We start from the raw sequence: 15,243 nt of genomic DNA, 5'->3' as shown, positions 1-15,243 counted from the left end.
TCAGACAAGACTGAACCCTTGAACCAAGGAGAGAAATCATGGGCAAACGTCATCCTGATCTACCCGCCTGGCAATGGCGCTCTAAACCACAAGGCACCCACAGTGCCAGCCATCAGGCGCTGAGCCTGCTGGCTGTGGCGATGATGGTGTTGGCGTTCCTGCTGTTGGCTACCGGTGTGTTCAGCAACAACGCCTCAAGCGCGGTGATTGGCCTGGTGGCGCTGTTTGCGGGCATGGCCATTCAGCGCCAGAGCCGCCAGCTGGATGCCAAGGCTCAGCAAGCACAGCGCAGCAAAACGTTTTAACCGAAGATGGCGACGGTCTGGCGACTGATTGCAATCAGTTCGCCATTGGGCGCCCACAGATTGGCTGCCACATGGCCGTAGCCGTCACGGGCATGTTCGATCACCGCCAGGTATTTGCACCAGTCCAGGGTGTTGGCGGCGGGTAGCGGCTGCACAAACTCCACCGTCCAGGTCAGCGTGCTGCCCGCCGTCGGTTTGTTGAGCAACGGCAACAACGCCGGAGGCCAGGTGTCGATCAACGCCAGCAGGTGGGTTTCTGTGAGCGGCTGCTCTGCCACCTCACCGGCAAAACGCACCCAACCGCCCATTTCACGTGTGCCACGCCCGGTAAACGGAATGGCGCCCACGGCAAACGCCATCGACAAGTGCCGCATGAATTCCGGGGTCACCCTTTTGATATAGGGCAATAGCGGGCATTGCTCGGGGGCTTTCATGTCAGGGGCAGGCAAGCTGTCTACCTTCACCGCAGACTCGCGGGCGCCACCAAAACTGCCTTGCACCAGTGTCACCACCTGGCCGTTTTGCACGGCCCGACCCAGCACCTGGCTCACTGCCTTGCCTTCGCGCAGCACCTCGACTTCGAAGCTCACCGGCACGCCCGGCTCGGCGGGCCCGACAAACGTCACCGCCAATGAGCGCAACGCCCGCTCGCTGGACACTTGAGCGCGCATGGCTTCGTACTGCAACGCCACCATCAGCCCACCAAAACTGGCCCGCCCCTGACCCCAATCTTCCGTGATGGTCACATCCAGGGGGTTTTTACGTACAGCGTCGACCAATTCAGAAAACTGCATACACACCTCAACGCTGAACAATAGGCCGTGATACTACTGACCCGCCCGCCTCGGCACAGCGCCTATATGCGCCAAATGAAGCAGTGAAAAACACAAATCCGTAGGAGCTGCCGAGGCACGAAGGCTGCGATCTTTTAAAGATCAAAAGATCGCGAGGCAAGCTCGCTCCTACAGGGGGAATGTGAACGCCTCAACGCAATTTGGCCAACACCCGGTCCGCGCGTTTCTCGCCTCGGGCCAGGGTGGTGCGCCACTGTTCAACGCACGGCTGCAAGTCAGGCTGTTGCTCTGCCTGAGCGAGCCACTGCCAGGCGTCATGCCATTCACCCAAAGCCTTTTGCGCCTCTTTGAGGTGTTTCATCACGGCCTTGGGCACGCGGTCCAGCTCGGGGTAGGCTTCAGCGCCATAACGCACGCGCTTGATCAACAACCGGACCTTATGCCGATCGTGAGCCGGATCTTTCAAGGCTTTGTGCAGCGCCTGCCATTGTTTGGCCAATATCGCCTCAATGCGCTGGCGTAACCCGCGCAATAAGCCCTCACGCTGGCTGGCGCGCAAAAAGCGCGGGAACGCCTCAAGGATCATCAGCAATTGCGACAGCTCGGTACTGGCCGCCACCCGTGGGTAGCTACCGGCCAATTGTGTTAGCCGGCGCTTGGCCAGGGTCGGGTGGCCCTGTTGTTCCAGGTGCGCCGCCAACACTTCAAGGTCTCGCAGCGGGGTGGTCAAAACACCGACCTGGGAGGCCGACATTTCAAGCTGGACTACGCCCGGCAACCCCCGCAACGGGCGTAACAGGCTGCGCAAACGACGGACCGTCGTACGCAGGTCATGCAGTGCTTCAGGATCGGTTTCGGCCTGCAAACGCGCCTGACAGGCCAACAATTTGACCTCCAGGCGCAAGCAGTTAGCCACGATCCGATTAACCAAATCAGACATCCTTACTCTCCCTCGTCAGGTTGGCGCCTCAACGCCCGGCGCGGGACTCCTGGATATAGAAGCGCGCCTTCTCGGCCTTGGCCGTGCAGCCTTCAAAGGCCTCGAATTGTTGCTGAGTTTTCGCCGCCGTCAGCAAAGACAGGGCTTTGGAATAGCTGACCGTACCAGCAAACCCTTCAGCTTTGGCCAGGTCCAGTTCGTGCCAGGCCGCGTCCAACTGGGTGCCGCAACTGTCACGATAAACCTTCTTGCCCGCGCAACCGACCAAAGCAATCGCCATTAATGGCACACAGATCCAAGCTTTCATGGGGCAAATCCTCAAATAATTGTTCAGTGCTAAGACGGGAAACGGGCCTAAAAGTGCCGTAACGCAAAACGTCGTGGAACAAGACTAGCTGGCCAAACCGCTTTGAGCTGTCACTGACTCACACAAAAAGGCATTGTAAGCTCTTGCCTTGCAAAGGACCGGCTCATGAAAAAACGTATTGCACTGGTATTGGGCTCCGGAGGCGCACGGGGCTATGCCCACATTGGGGTGATTGAAGAGCTCGAAAGCCGGGGTTACGAGATTGCCTGCATTGCTGGCTGTTCGATGGGCGCCGTGGTGGGCGGGATTTATGCCGCGGGCAAGCTTGATCAATACCGCGACTGGATACAAAGCCTGGATTATCTGGATGTACTACGCCTGGTGGACGTGAGTTTTCGCCTCGGGGCCATTCGTGGCGAGAGAGTCTTCGGGCAAATTCGCAACATTGTCGGCGAAATCAATATTGAAGACCTGCGCATCCCTTATACCGCCGTCGCCACCGACCTGACCCATCAGCAGGAAATCTGGTTTCAAGAAGGCTGCCTGCACCAGGCCATGCGCGCCTCGGCAGCCATTCCCAGCCTGTTTACCCCGGTGATGCAGGGCAACCGCATGCTGGTCGATGGCGGTTTGCTGAACCCGCTGCCCATCGTCCCGGTGGTGTCCAGCCACTGCGACCTGATTGTCGCCGTCAACCTCAACTCCACCACGCAAAACCATTACCAGCTCCCGGTGATCCCGCGCCCGGCGGCCTTTAAAGGCCGGTTTAACAACCTGATGAATTCGCTGGGCTCTCACATTCCGTTTCGCACCCGCCAGGCGGAGCACCTGCTCGACCTTGAACAGGAGATGCTCAAGCCTGCCACCGAGCCAGAAGCTGAAGTGCCCTTTAATCCCTGGATCGACTCCGCGACACCCAAGCCTGCGCCCAGCCTTGCGGCCAACACGCAAGGCGCGCCCAAGTCCGCCACCGGTTCGGTCATCATCGACAACGTCGGCCCGGCGTCGCTGCTGGATCTGATCAACCAGAGCTTCGAGGTGATGCAGACCTCTTTAGCGCAGTACAAAATCGCCGGATACCCGCCAGATATTCTGATCAACGTGCCAAAACGGGTGTGCCGCTTCTTTGAGTTTTACAAGGCCGCCGAGCTCATCGCCCTGGGCCGGGAAATTGCCAAAGACACGCTGGACCGTTATGAAGCTGACCAGCGCTCGCAACCCTGACGAGGCCTCAGCTCAACAGCCGGTAGCCCACACCGGCCTCGGTGGCGATAAAACGCGGCGAGGTCGGATCATCGGCCAGTTTTTGCCGCAAATGCCCGACCACGATCCGCAGGTAGTGACTGTTCTCGACATGGCTCGGGCCCCAGATGTCCTTAAGCAATTGCTGCTGGGTAATCACCCGCCCCGGATGGCTCGCCAGCTGCGCCAGCACCGCGTATTCCTTGCGGGTCAGGCCCACTTCTACGCCGTCGAGCAGCACCCGGCGAAACGCCAGATCAATGATTAACGGGCCCAGCTCAACCGCCGCTTGCCGGGCCTCACCGCTGGGAGCCTGGCGCAACAAGGCGCGGATGCGCGCCAAAAATTCCTGAATGCCAAACGGTTTGGTCACGTAGTCATTGGCGCCACTGTCCAGCGCCTGGACTTTTTGCGCTTCGCTGGCGCGCACTGACAGCACCAGCACCGGCGCCGTCGACCACTCACGAAACTCGCACAACACATGTTGGCCGTCCATGTCCGGCAAGCCCAGATCGAGCACCATGACGTCCGGCTTGTTCAACGCCGCCTGGCTCAAGCCTTCGGCTCCGGTCGCCGCCTCAAGCACGGTGTAGCCCTGGGACACCAGGCTGATGCGCAAAAACTTGCGGATCTGAGGTTCGTCATCAATGACCAAAATCGTCGCTGGCTGGCTCATGGCAATTCATCGCTACAAAAGTAGGGCCAAAGAGTATCAGTCTTCACGCTCCGCCTCTTCCTGATCCATGGCCGGTTGATCGCGTAACGGCAAAAACAAGGTGATGCAGGTGCCCTGCCCGTCGATGCCTTCAGCCACAGTGATGCGCCCGCCATGGGCGCCGACCATGCCCAGGCAAATGGCCAGGCCAAGCCCGGTGCCCTGCCCGCCTCGGTCGCCACGGGCAGCGGTGTAAAACATGTCAAAAATCTTGGCGCGGTCTTCTTCGGGAATGCCCGGCCCTTGATCACTCACCGCAAACCACAACTCCCCTTCATGCGCCCCGGCGCTCAGGCGCAGTTGCCCATGGGGCGGTGAGAAGCGTGCAGCGTTCTCCAGCACATTGACCAAAGCCTGTTCGATCAACGCCGCATGCACATGCAACAGCGGCAGTTGCGGCGGCACATCCACTTGCACCTGCAACGGCGCCAGTACAGCGCGCAGCCGGTTCAAGGCACTGCCCACGATGTCGGCGGGTGAAACCCAGTCACGCGCCAGTTTCAAGGCGCCGTGGCCCAGGCGGGTCATGTCCAGCAGGTTCTGAATGTAGCGATCCAGACGCTCGGCCTCATCACGGGTGCCTTCGAGCAATTCGCGCCGGTCCTCCAGCGCGATCGCTTCCCCCAGCGCCAGCAGCGTATCGATGCTGCCGCGCATGGTGGTCAGCGGAGTGCGCAAGTCATGGGACACCGACGCCAGCAAAGCACTGCGCAGTTGCTCGGTTTCGCCATGCAGGCGCGCAGCTTCCAGGTCTTGCGCCAACCGCGCACGGGCCAGCGCCTGAGCCAGCGGCTGACTCAAGGCCATCAACAGGCGCCGACGTTGGCCGCTGAGGGTTTGGCCGTCTTTGGGGCTGACGCCGAGCAATGCCAACGGCCCTTCTTCAGCGCTGATCGGCCACCACCACCAATTGCCCATGGGCAACGTCCCCGTGCCTTTGCCTGCCGGTTGAAGGTGTGCCCAGGCCCAGTCCGCAGCGGCGCGCTCGGCTTCGTTGAAATGCAAAGGGCCGCCGGTTTCGATGGTCCAGTCGCCGTTGTCATCGCGGTTGAGCAGGCACATGTTGAGCTCTTTCCAGCCACTCAAATGCTGGGCGGCGGCATTGATGACTGCCTGCCGGTCCGTGGCAGCGGTGAGCTTGCGCGACAAGTCGAGCAACTGCGTGGTTTCTTCCTGGGTGTCGCGCAAGGCTTGCAGTTGTCGGCGTTGGCGCGCGGCCAGGTTACCGGTAAGAGCCGCCATCAACAGAAAGAACAACAGCGTGAGCACGTCTTCTTCGCGCTGGATGCTGAACGAGAAATTGGGCGGGATAAACAGAAAGTCATAAGCCAAAAATGACATCGCCGCACAGGCCAGCGCAGGCCCAAGGCTGCTGCGCACCGCCACCAGCAACACCGCCGCAAGAAACACCAGCGAGATGTTGGGCAGCGCCAGCACACTGGAAACCCCCCAGGCCAAGGCGCTTGCCAGCACTGTGGCCACCAGCGCCAGACCATAGTCAAACCACACCAGCGTGTGCTTGCCACGGGTAACCACCGGCGCGGGCGATTGCTCGTGATCCAGCACGTTGATTTCCAGGCCATGGGCATCGCGCAGCAAGCGCGCAGCCAGCCCGCCACCCAACATCCGGCGGCGCCAGGTCAGCCGCGACTGGCCCACCAGCAGCAGACTGGCCCGACGCTCGCTGGCGTGCTGGATCAGGGTTTTGGCCACCTCGCCCGCACGCAGCAAGACCACTTCGCCGCCCAGGCGCTCGGCCAATTGCTGGGCACTTTGCAAGCGCAGGCGCGATTGCTCGTCACGCACCGTGCCGTTATCCACATGCACCAGGCTCCAGGGCAAATGCCGCCGCTCTGCGACCCGGCTGGCATGGCGGACCAAACGCTCGGCATGCACATCACCGTCCACGCCCACCAACAGCCGCCCACGCAGCGCCGGGGCCGATTGGCCTTGCTGGCGATAGCCTTTGTCCAGCTCATCGTCGACGTACACGGCGGCGGTCTGCATCGCCAGTTCGCGCAGGGCGTTGAGGTTGGTCTGGGAGAAAAACGCATCGATGGCCGCACGGGCCTGCTCAGGCACATAGACTTTGCCTTCGCGCAGACGCTCCAGCAGCTCACGGGGTGGCAGGTCGATCAGCAGCAGCTCATAGGCTTCCTGGACGATCCAGTCGGGCACGGTTTCACGCACTTGCACCCCGGTGATACCGCGCACCTGGTCGTTGAGGCTTTCGAGGTGTTGAACGTTGACCGTGGTGTAGACGTCAATGCCCGCTGCCAGCAGTTCCTGCACGTCTTGCCAGCGCTTGGCATGACGGCTGCCGGGGGCATTGCTGTGGGCCAATTCATCAACCAGCACCAGCTTGGGCTTGGCCGCGAGCAGGCCATCGAGGTCCATTTCTTCAAGCTGCACGCCGCGATACTCCGAGCGCAGCATGGCCAGTTGGGGCAAACCGTTGAGCAACACTTCGGTTTCAGCACGGCCATGGGTCTCGACCACCCCGGCCAACAGCGTGACCCCTTGGCGCAATTGGGTGTGCGCGGCCTGCAGCATGGCGTACGTCTTGCCAACGCCGGGGGCCGCGCCCAGAAACACTTTGAGCCGGCCACGGCCTGCGCGTGGCAAGTCAGCTAACAACGCATCGGCGCGACCAGAATGGCTCATGGGTTTGTCCTGATGAATACCTGAAACTGCAGGAGCGAGCTTGTCTCGCGAGTTTTAAAGATCGCGAGGCGAGCTCGCTCCTACAGGAGATTTACTGCAATTGCGCCAACGCCTGGTTCAGCAACAGCACATTGACCACTGGCGGGCCTATCAACGGTTGTTCGATGTGTTGTTCAAGCAACTGTTCAACCGTTTGTACCGGCAAGTGCCGAGCCGCTGCAACCCGTACCAGTTGATAGCGAATTGCCTCCGGTGGCAAGTGCGGGTCCAGACCGCTGCCCGACGTGGTCAGCATGGCCATCGGCACCGGGCCTTGATCCGGCACGGCAAGCTGCGCTGCACTCTCCTTGACCCGTGTGGCCAGGGCCGGGTTGCTCGGCGCCAGGTTGCTCGCCGAACTGGACACCGTGGCAAACGCGCCCGCCGAAGGCCGTGGGTGGAACCAGTCGTCACCGGTAAAGTCTTGCGCAATCAATGCCGAGCCCTTGACCTGCCCGGCGCTGTCACGCACCAGGCTGCCGTTGGCTTGCTGCGGGAACGCCACTTGGGCGATCCCGGTCACGACCAGCGGGTAAGCCACGCCGGTAATGACGGTCATCAACAGCATCAGGCTCAAGGCCGGACGTAATACATTTGCCATGATCAATCCCTCCGAAAACGCTTAAACCAAGTGCAGCGCAGTGAGCAGCATGTCGATCAGCTTGATGCCGATAAAAGGCACCACCAGCCCGCCCACGCCATAGATCAGCAAGTTGCGACGCAGCAGGTGTGCAGCGCTGGCCGCCTGTACCCGCACCCCGCGCAGGGCCAAGGGAATCAACACCACGATGATCAAGGCGTTGAACACGATGGCCGAGAGAATCGCGCTCTGCGGGCTGGCCAAGTGCATGATGTTGAGCACGCCCAACTGCGGGTAGATCGAGGCAAACAGCGCGGGCAAGATCGCGAAATACTTGGCCACGTCGTTGGCAATCGAAAAGGTCGTCAGCGCGCCTCGCGTCACCAGCAGTTCCTTACCGATTTGCACCACGTCCAGCAGCTTGGTCGGGTCGCTATCGAGGTCAACCATGTTGGCCGCTTCACGCGCTGCCTGGGTGCCGTCGTTCATCGCCATGCCCACGTCAGCCTGAGCCAGCGCCGGGGCGTCGTTGGCGCCGTCGCCGCACATCGCTACCAGGCGGCCATCGTTTTGCTCGTGGCGAATGCGCGCCAGTTTTTTCTCGGGTGTGGCCTCGGCCAGCACATCATCCACCCCGGCTTCGGCTGCGATTGCGGCGGCGGTCAACGGGTTGTCGCCGGTCACCATTACGGTCCGAATGCCCAGCTTGCGCAGTTCGGCAAAGCGCTCGCGAATGCCGGGCTTGACCACGTCCTTGAGGTGGATCGCGCCGAGCAAACGGCCTTGGCCACAGACCAGCAACGGGGTGCCGCCACTTTGTGCGATTTTGTCGATTTCACGGGACAACGCAGGCAGCACTTCGTGACGTTTCATACCGACAAACGCCAGTACGGAATCCACCGCGCCTTTGCGGTACACCCGGCCGTGGTAGTCGATACCCGACAAGCGTGTTTCGGCGGTAAACGGCACCGCTGTGAATTCCTCGACCGCAGGCTCAGTGAAGCTGTGCAAACCTCGAATGAATTCGACGATGGACTTGCCTTCCGCTGTGTCGTCCGCAAGCGACGCACGCAGCGCCCCTTCGGCCAGCTCTTTGGCGGTCACACCGGGTGAGGCATACAGGGCGGCACAACGACGGTTACCAAAGGTGATGGTGCCGGTCTTGTCGAGCATCAGTACATGCACGTCACCCGCCGCTTCAACCGCACGGCCCGATTTGGCGATCACGTTGAGGCGCACCAGACGGTCCATACCGGCGATACCGATGGCGGACAGCAAGCCACCAATGGTGGTAGGGATCAGCGTAACCAGCAGCGCCACCAGAAACACCAGCGGCAGGCTGCCACCGGCATAGAAGGCAAACGGTTGCAGGGTCACCACCACGATCAGGAAGATCAGGGTCAGGCCGATCAGCAGAATATCCAGCGCGATTTCGTTCGGGGTTTTCTGCCGTTTGGCACCTTCGACCAGGGCAATCATGCGGTCCAGGGTCGACTCGCCGGGGTTGGTGCTGATGCGCACCAGCAGCCAGTCCGACACCAACCGGGTGTTGCCGGTGACCGCCGAGCGATCACCACCCGACTCACGAATCACCGGCGCAGACTCGCCGGTAATCGCGGCCTCGTTGACGGCGGCAATTCCTTCGATCACCTCGCCGTCACCGGGGATCATCTCCCCGGCCTCAACGCGCACCACATCGCCTTTGCGCAGGCGGGTGGCCGGCACGATTTCAAAGCTGCCCGTCGTGGTCCGGCGGCGCGCACTCAGGCCCTCGCTCCCGGCCTTGAGGCTGTCGGCACGGGCTTTACCGCGGCCTTCGGCCAAGGCTTCGGCAAAGTTAGCGAACAACACGGTGAACCACAGCCAGATGGCGATTTGCACGGCCACCGCGGTCGGCACCGACGCCTCGGGCATAAAGCACAACACCGAGGTAAAAATGGCGGTCAGCTCAACCACCAGCATCACCGGCGAGCGTTTCAGCTGGCGCGGGTCGAGTTTGACAAAGGCTTGCAGCAACGCCGGGCGCCAGAGGTCGGCAAACGCCGTTTTAGGGGTTTGCGGCGCCTGGGTTTCAGGCGTAGGCGTCAATTTTGAAACAGGAGCAGGCATAGTCATGATCGTCTCCTTAGAAGCCCATAGTCAGTTGTTCAGCGATGGGACCCAGTGCCAGCGTCGGCAAGAAGGTCAGGCCGCCTACCAGCAAAATGGTCACGGTCAGCAGTGCCACAAACAGCGGGCCGTGGGTCGGGAAGGTGTTTTGGCCAACCGGTGCGGTTTTCTTCATCGCCAGACTGCCCGCCAGGGCCAGTACCGGGAGGATGTAACCGAAGCGTCCGAGCAACATGCCCAGGCTCAGCATCAGGTTGTAAAACGGTGTGTTGCCACTGAGCCCGCCAAACGCCGAGCCGTTGTTGGCACTGGCAGAGGTGAAGGCGTACAAAATCTGGCTAAAACCGTGCGGGCCGGGGTTACTCACCGCCGCCACTGCACTGGGCAATACCGCCGCAATGGCGGCCAGCACCAGCACACCTACTGGCATCACCAGCAGGGTCACCACCAGCAATTGCACTTCTTTGGCCTGCAGCTTTTTACCGAGGTACTCCGGGGTGCGGCCGATCATCAGGCCAGCAAGGAACACCGCGATCAGCACGTTGAGCAACATGCCGTAGAGCCCGGCGCCGACACCGCCGAAGATCACTTCGCCGACCATCATGTTGACCATCGCCACCATCGCGCTCATGGGGTTGAGGCTGTCGTGCATGGCGTTCACCGAACCGTTGGAAGCGGCGGTAGTGGTCTCGGCCCACAGCACTGTGGCGGTGGTGCCGAAGCGGACTTCTTTGCCTTCCAGTGGTGCAGTGTGCTCAACCAGTGGGCTGTTCAGCGTCGGGTTGGGCTGGTACTCGGCATACAGCGCAGTGCCGCCACCGATCAGGAACAACGCCAGCATGCAGGCCATGATGGCCCGGCTTTGACGAAGGTCTTTGACGTAATGGCCAAAAGTGAACACCAGCGCCACCGGGATCAGGATGATCGAGGCCAGTTCAAACAGGTTGCTCCAGGCTGTCGGGTTCTCAAACGGGTGCGCCGAGTTGGCACCGAAGAAACCACCGCCATTGGTGCCCAGTTGCTTGATCGCAATCTGGCTGGCAGCCGGGCCCAGCGGGATCACTTGGTCGACACCTTGCATCGTCACAGCGTTGACATAGTGCGCAAAGGTTTGCGGCACGCCCTGCCACACCAGAAACACCGCCAGCACCAGGCACAACGGTAACAGGCCATACAGCGTGGCACGGGTCATGTCCGCCCAGAAGTTACCCAGGGTTTTGGTTGAACGGCGGCTGATACCGCGACACAGCGCAACCAGTACCGCAAGGCCGGTGGCGGCACTGACAAAGTTCTGCACGGTCAGGCCGACCATTTGGCTGAGGTAGCTGAGCGACGCTTCGCCGCTGTAACTCTGCCAGTTGGTGTTGGTGACAAAGCTCACCGCCGTGTTGAACGCCAGCGTCCACTCTTGCCCCGGCAAGTGTTGCGGGTTGAGCGGCAGGTACTGCTGAAACAGCAGAATCGCGAACAGGATGACAAAGCCCGCGAGGTTAAAGGCCAGCAGCGCCAGCATGTATTTGACCCAGCTTTGCTCGCTGTTCGGGTCAACTCCGGCAATGCGATAGCACACGTTTTCGACAGGCCCCAGTACCGGAGTCATCCAGGTACGCTGACCTTCCATCACCTTGTAATAAAAGCGCCCCAGCCACGGTGCTGGCAGTAACACCAGAACGAAGAAGGCCAGAATCAGCGCATAGTCATAACTGTGCATATCCGCTCCTAGTTCTGATCTGCGCGCAACAGCGCAACCAACAGATAAACGAACAGCCCCACTGCCAGCAGCAGGGACACCCCATCCAGAACGCCCATGACAACTCTCCCAAAGCGGCACCTGCCGCGTGTAGGAAGAGTGTGTGCAATGTGGGCGTAAAGGATCGAGATCGAGAGGGATGCGGGGGCGTAAAGAAGGCGTAAAGAGATCAGCTCAAAGCTCTATCACCTCAAGTATCGCGAGGGGAGATAGCTCTACCTTCGAATGAGAGCATTAGCCATTTGTGCTCCTCTGGCCAGTTGCGGAGCACGCAGCCTCAACTCGGTCGCTTCCACTTCATGGAACATTCTTTGCAACGCCTCGATCTCGGATGATCTCCTGCTAAGTCTCACTGACGAAGACCTCATCGTTTGAGAGTTTCGCGGGCTCGAGCGTGGAGAAGGCTGATCCATTACATACTGAGTCTCGGGAGACGCTACTGTGAACTCATACGTGGGCGGTAATTCACCCGGAGAAACAGGCCTGTTGACATAAGTTGGAGGCCTTTCTGGAACTGAGGAGTAAATGAAACGGGTCGATGAGTTTTCTAAAACAGGATCACTATGTATCGATGCGTAAGTCGGCAAGCGACCTTCAGAAGGCGCCCATCTCTGACGCTGATGGTAATACCCTGAATTAGCGTTGGCTAAGGGATTACGATTAGTCGTCGCGGGCTGGATATCTGGAGTTCGTCTGAACACGGCTCTTACCCGACGCATGAAACTGTTGAAAAAGGGAATATGCCCAGTGGGGTCCAGCCGGTTAATCGGGTCCCCCAAACAGTAGGCATAAGCATTGATTCCTCCGAGACCAAACGGACTCAAACTGTCCGGGCTGTTAAACCGCATCAGCACCGGGTTATACGCTCTATAGCCGTTGCCCAATAAGTAACGCCCGCTCGTGGGGTCTGGCCGCTCACCATTAAACCCCAGCAATGTACTCAACCCACGGTGAGTCGTACGCTGTCCATAGGGGCTATAACCCTGACGAGTTTCCTGATCAGCGCCTAACACTGAACGTTGTAAATCAGTGATCAGTAAATGCGTGCTCGTGTTATCGCCCTGCGCCAACAACTGATCCGCAGACTGAAACACACAACGGGTGACATCGCCTTGAATTTCTGTGGCCAGTCGCTGGCGTTGATAAAAGCGCTGCAAGAGTGGCTCGCCGGCCAGAACCGAGCTGACCAGCCGGTCCAGTGGGTCGTAGACATACTGCACTGAAGAAATGGCCATGACTGCATCCTTCCCGCAAAGAAAGGGTCATTCTCAGCCCCTTCAGCCTGACTGGGTACCTGTCAAATCTGATAGGTTCCCGACATCATCAACGCAGCAAAGGGCTATCCATCACCTCGGACGAGCCACCCAGCACACTTTCGCTGAGCTGGATAAACGACGCCGTGCTCACCTTGTCCATGCGCATCAGCGCCCGGCTCACGTCATCCAGCGAGCGCTTGTTGTGTGTTTGCAAGCGTATTTCGCGGTCCAGTGCCTGCAACACCGTCACCGCACGGGCCTGCATCGCCTGGTTAACGGTCGCTGCGCGCAAATGAGTGACGCCTTTACCGGCCGCATTGAGCCGATGCTGCAGGGTCTGGTAACGCTCGTCGCTCATGCCGCCCGCACGGCGCAGCAGTTCAATGGCGTAGTACTCACTGAGACCGTCAACGATCCACTCATGGCCCGGCTCAGCATTAATGCCGGCAAACACTTGCACCACTTCTCGCAGCAACGGGCTGCTGCCGCTTTCGCTGACCAGCGGCAAGACGCTGGAGAGATAAATTGAATTGTGGTCTGCCGTACTGCCTCTCCACATCGGGCTGGCCGCCCCCACGATCAACAGTTTAGGTGGGTTACGCGGGAACACGGCTTGCACTTGCGGCCAAACAAACGTCAGCAAGGTGATGACATCCATGCGGTGCATGCCCTGCCCTTTTGGCGCCGACACGGTCACTTCGGTTTCACCCAAGGTGGTACGCCGGGTGCCTAGCGTGCCAGCGAGCATCCAGCCCGTAGGCCGGTCAAACACCCGGGAAGCATCGTCAATACGAAAGCGGTTCTTACCGATACGCGGCCACGCGGTTTCAACACTTTTCCAGCCCTTGGGCAACTCGAACTCAAGCCGCGAGACCAACTCGGTGCCGTCTTGTTGATCGAGGCTTGCAGGCGGGACCAACTGTTCACCGCGAAACAAGGCCCACGTCGGGGTCATGAGGGTGTCGTAGCTGCCATTTTTAAGCGGGTGATTCAACTGCACGCGGTAAGTGAGGCTGGCCTTGCCCGGCCCTGGATGCCACAGACCACGGCTGTGCTCGGGGTCCGGGGTCAATTGCCACTGTCCGTCCGCCTTGAAATCGCTGTAACTGTCGGGCCCCCCCAGGTCGAAGTCCAGGCTTCGCACCGCAGAGCCTTCAGCCAGGGTCACGCGCACCTGCGCCTGATTGCTCTGCGGCATCAGTTGCACGTGGTAATCCAGGTCGACTTTTTTGCCCGCCCACAGCGGGCCGCTGGCGATGATCAGCAATACGCCCAAAGGCCATTTAAAACACAGCGGCATACACACTCCTTTGCACCGCTCCGGCACTTAACCGGCGCGGAAAATCAGGTGATCTTCCCAGTCGTCTTCCGGCACGCTGCCCTCGGCCAGCATGCGCCCGGATTGCGAAATGCGCTCATGATGCACGGCCTCAGGGTCCCCGCAGACCAAGTGGTGCCAGAGCGGCAAGTCCTTGCGCTCGCTGACCAGCCGGTAACCGCAGGTGGGCGGCAGCCATTTGAACTCTTCAGCCTTGCCGGGTGACAACTGGATGCAATCAGGCACGCTGTCACGACGGTTGGCATAGTCGCTGCACTGACAGGTTTTCATGTCGAGCAATTTGCAGGCGATACGGGTGTAGTAGACGCTGTTGTCCTCTTCATCCTCGAGTTTTTGCAGGCAGCACAGGCCACAGCCGTCGCACAACGACTCCCACTCCTCTTGATCGAGTTGATCGAGGGTTTTGCGGATCCAGAAGGGTTTTACGATTGCGGCCATGGCTCAAACATCAACATCAGGGAGTGGAAAAGGCCGCCAGTCTAGTGCCCAAGCTGTCGTGGGCCAAGCGCTTGTGACTGACGGCGTAACAGGACTTGTCAGCTTGCAGACATGACAGTAGTTTTGCGGCTGGTCAAATCCACTCAGGAAACTCGAATGCCAACCTCTAACCGCGTTGCCGAACACCCGATTCACGAGCAATTCACCCAGCGCTGGTCACCGCGCGCCTTTACCGACGCAACCCTGGACAAGCCAACCCTGCTGAGCTTTTTCGAAGCGGCCCGCTGGGCCCCGTCGGCATACAACGCACAGCCTTGGCGCTTTCTTTTCGCCCTGCGCGGCACCCCTGAGTTTGAGCGTTACTTGAGCCTGCTGGTTGAGTTCAACCAGGGTTGGGCCAAGCACGCTGCGGCATTGGTGGTAATCGTGTCGAAAACCACCTTCGCCGCACCGGGCAGCACAGAAGAAAAACCTGCACCCACCCACGCCTTTGATACAGGCGCCGCCTGGGGCCAACTGGCCTTGCAAGCGCACTTGAGCGGCTGGCACACCCACGGCATGAGCGGTCTGGATTTTGAACGGGCCCGCACCGAGCTGAAGATCCCTGAGGGTTACGCGGTTCAGGCCATGGTTGCCATTGGCAAACTGGGCGACAAAGCAAGCCTGGTGGACTACCTGCAAGCCAAGGAAGTCCCAAGCCAGCGCGAGCCGTTGAGCAAACTGGTGGCTGAAGGTGATTTCAGCCTGTAAGGGGGGTTGAGGGCA

General features: G+C 60.2%; 16 protein-coding genes. 4 read left to right on the top strand and 12 right to left on the bottom strand.

The window, feature by feature from the left end:
• Positions 1-38: 38 nt before the first annotated feature.
• Entirely contained in the window at positions 39-305 is a 267-nt protein-coding gene (locus ACJJU9_RS07540) for a DUF3040 domain-containing protein (RefSeq protein ID WP_407730365.1), read from the top strand.
• Here the strand turns inward: ACJJU9_RS07540 and ACJJU9_RS07535 are convergent.
• From ACJJU9_RS07535 to ACJJU9_RS07525, 3 genes are all read right to left on the bottom strand, one after another.
• Positions 302-1,099, bottom strand: a complete 798-nt coding sequence (locus ACJJU9_RS07535; RefSeq protein WP_407730364.1) for an acyl-CoA thioesterase — start codon at positions 1,097-1,099, stop codon at positions 302-304. The two genes, ACJJU9_RS07540 and ACJJU9_RS07535, sit on opposite strands and share 4 nt — an antisense overlap.
• Before the next feature lie 190 nt (positions 1,100-1,289).
• Positions 1,290-2,039, bottom strand: coding sequence for a CHAD domain-containing protein (locus ACJJU9_RS07530; RefSeq protein ID WP_407730363.1), 750 nt, complete (start codon positions 2,037-2,039; stop codon positions 1,290-1,292).
• Between the two features lie 28 nt (positions 2,040-2,067).
• Complete coding sequence (locus tag ACJJU9_RS07525) at positions 2,068-2,346, bottom strand: hypothetical protein (RefSeq protein ID WP_048368639.1); 279 nt, start codon at positions 2,344-2,346, stop codon at positions 2,068-2,070.
• 165 nt (positions 2,347-2,511) lie between these two features.
• Between ACJJU9_RS07525 and ACJJU9_RS07520 the strand changes: the two genes are divergently transcribed.
• Positions 2,512-3,570 (top strand): patatin-like phospholipase family protein, encoded by a 1,059-nt coding sequence (locus ACJJU9_RS07520; protein ID WP_048390043.1) that lies wholly within the window; start codon positions 2,512-2,514, stop codon positions 3,568-3,570.
• A 7-nt stretch (positions 3,571-3,577) separates the two neighbouring features.
• Here the strand turns inward: ACJJU9_RS07520 and ACJJU9_RS07515 are convergent, their stop codons facing one another.
• The 7 genes from ACJJU9_RS07515 to ACJJU9_RS07485 all read right to left on the bottom strand — a co-directional run bounded on the left by ACJJU9_RS07515 (position 3,578) and on the right by ACJJU9_RS07485 (position 12,458).
• Positions 3,578-4,264: a response regulator gene (locus ACJJU9_RS07515; protein WP_407730362.1), complete on the bottom strand. Its 687-nt coding sequence runs from the start codon at positions 4,262-4,264 to the stop codon at positions 3,578-3,580.
• A gap of 36 nt (positions 4,265-4,300) precedes the next feature.
• A complete protein-coding gene (locus ACJJU9_RS07510) occupies positions 4,301-6,967 on the bottom strand; it encodes a DUF4118 domain-containing protein (protein WP_407730361.1) in 2,667 nt (888 codons plus the stop codon).
• Between the two features lie 91 nt (positions 6,968-7,058).
• Complete coding sequence (gene kdpC / locus ACJJU9_RS07505; protein WP_048390049.1) at positions 7,059-7,607, bottom strand: potassium-transporting ATPase subunit KdpC; 549 nt, start codon at positions 7,605-7,607, stop codon at positions 7,059-7,061.
• Between the two features lie 21 nt (positions 7,608-7,628).
• Positions 7,629-9,701 (bottom strand): potassium-transporting ATPase subunit KdpB, encoded by a 2,073-nt coding sequence (gene kdpB / locus ACJJU9_RS07500; RefSeq protein WP_123750342.1) that lies wholly within the window; start codon positions 9,699-9,701, stop codon positions 7,629-7,631.
• 10 nt (positions 9,702-9,711) lie between these two features.
• Complete coding sequence (kdpA, locus tag ACJJU9_RS07495) at positions 9,712-11,406, bottom strand: potassium-transporting ATPase subunit KdpA (protein WP_153439195.1); 1,695 nt, start codon at positions 11,404-11,406, stop codon at positions 9,712-9,714.
• A gap of 8 nt (positions 11,407-11,414) precedes the next feature.
• Positions 11,415-11,504 (bottom strand): K(+)-transporting ATPase subunit F, encoded by a 90-nt coding sequence (gene kdpF / locus ACJJU9_RS07490; protein WP_048368646.1) that lies wholly within the window; start codon positions 11,502-11,504, stop codon positions 11,415-11,417.
• Between the two features lie 156 nt (positions 11,505-11,660).
• Entirely contained in the window at positions 11,661-12,458 is a 798-nt protein-coding gene (locus tag ACJJU9_RS07485; RefSeq protein ID WP_407730967.1) for an RHS repeat-associated core domain-containing protein, read from the bottom strand.
• Between the two features lie 27 nt (positions 12,459-12,485).
• Here ACJJU9_RS07485 and ACJJU9_RS07480 point away from each other — a divergent pair, with 27 nt between their 5' ends.
• A complete protein-coding gene (locus ACJJU9_RS07480) occupies positions 12,486-12,668 on the top strand; it encodes a hypothetical protein (RefSeq protein ID WP_407731039.1) in 183 nt (60 codons plus the stop codon).
• Between the two features lie 100 nt (positions 12,669-12,768).
• On the opposite strand, the gene ACJJU9_RS07475 is transcribed toward ACJJU9_RS07480, so the two are convergent.
• Both ACJJU9_RS07475 and ACJJU9_RS07470 read right to left on the bottom strand, forming a co-directional pair.
• A complete protein-coding gene (locus ACJJU9_RS07475; RefSeq protein WP_407730360.1) occupies positions 12,769-14,001 on the bottom strand; it encodes a hypothetical protein in 1,233 nt (410 codons plus the stop codon).
• A 27-nt stretch (positions 14,002-14,028) separates the two neighbouring features.
• Positions 14,029-14,478: a YcgN family cysteine cluster protein gene (locus ACJJU9_RS07470; RefSeq protein ID WP_048368649.1), complete on the bottom strand. Its 450-nt coding sequence runs from the start codon at positions 14,476-14,478 to the stop codon at positions 14,029-14,031.
• A gap of 156 nt (positions 14,479-14,634) precedes the next feature.
• Here ACJJU9_RS07470 and ACJJU9_RS07465 point away from each other — a divergent pair, with 156 nt between their 5' ends.
• The gene (locus ACJJU9_RS07465) at positions 14,635-15,228 is read left to right on the top strand and encodes a nitroreductase family protein (protein WP_048368650.1); all 594 of its coding nucleotides are present in this window, start codon (positions 14,635-14,637) and stop codon (positions 15,226-15,228) included.
• The last annotated feature ends 15 nt before the right edge of the window (positions 15,229-15,243 follow it).

This window comes from Pseudomonas helleri (assembly GCF_045830615.1).
GTDB classification, from domain to species: domain Bacteria; phylum Pseudomonadota; class Gammaproteobacteria; order Pseudomonadales; family Pseudomonadaceae; genus Aquipseudomonas; species Aquipseudomonas helleri.
The sequence above is the reverse complement of the archived record's forward strand: the minus strand, read 5'-3'. Positions and strand labels throughout refer to the sequence as shown.

Coding starts and splice junctions, on each gene's coding strand:
- kdpA (WP_153439195.1), bottom strand. CDS start 11,406: ATGCACAGTTATGACTATGCGCTGATTCTGGCCTTCTTCGTTCTGGTG.
- ACJJU9_RS07465 (WP_048368650.1), top strand. CDS start 14,635: ATGCCAACCTCTAACCGCGTTGCCGAACACCCGATTCACGAGCAATTC.
- ACJJU9_RS07475 (WP_407730360.1), bottom strand. CDS start 14,001: ATGCCGCTGTGTTTTAAATGGCCTTTGGGCGTATTGCTGATCATCGCC.
- ACJJU9_RS07520 (WP_048390043.1), top strand. CDS start 2,512: ATGAAAAAACGTATTGCACTGGTATTGGGCTCCGGAGGCGCACGGGGC.
- ACJJU9_RS07535 (WP_407730364.1), bottom strand. CDS start 1,099: ATGCAGTTTTCTGAATTGGTCGACGCTGTACGTAAAAACCCCCTGGAT.
- ACJJU9_RS07530 (WP_407730363.1), bottom strand. CDS start 2,039: ATGTCTGATTTGGTTAATCGGATCGTGGCTAACTGCTTGCGCCTGGAG.
- ACJJU9_RS07470 (WP_048368649.1), bottom strand. CDS start 14,478: ATGGCCGCAATCGTAAAACCCTTCTGGATCCGCAAAACCCTCGATCAA.
- kdpB (WP_123750342.1), bottom strand. CDS start 9,701: ATGACTATGCCTGCTCCTGTTTCAAAATTGACGCCTACGCCTGAAACC.
- ACJJU9_RS07480 (WP_407731039.1), top strand. CDS start 12,486: ATGCGTGCTCGTGTTATCGCCCTGCGCCAACAACTGATCCGCAGACTG.
- ACJJU9_RS07540 (WP_407730365.1), top strand. CDS start 39: ATGGGCAAACGTCATCCTGATCTACCCGCCTGGCAATGGCGCTCTAAA.
- ACJJU9_RS07510 (WP_407730361.1), bottom strand. CDS start 6,967: ATGAGCCATTCTGGTCGCGCCGATGCGTTGTTAGCTGACTTGCCACGC.
- ACJJU9_RS07525 (WP_048368639.1), bottom strand. CDS start 2,346: ATGAAAGCTTGGATCTGTGTGCCATTAATGGCGATTGCTTTGGTCGGT.
- ACJJU9_RS07515 (WP_407730362.1), bottom strand. CDS start 4,264: ATGAGCCAGCCAGCGACGATTTTGGTCATTGATGACGAACCTCAGATC.
- kdpC (WP_048390049.1), bottom strand. CDS start 7,607: ATGGCAAATGTATTACGTCCGGCCTTGAGCCTGATGCTGTTGATGACC.
- kdpF (WP_048368646.1), bottom strand. CDS start 11,504: ATGGGCGTTCTGGATGGGGTGTCCCTGCTGCTGGCAGTGGGGCTGTTC.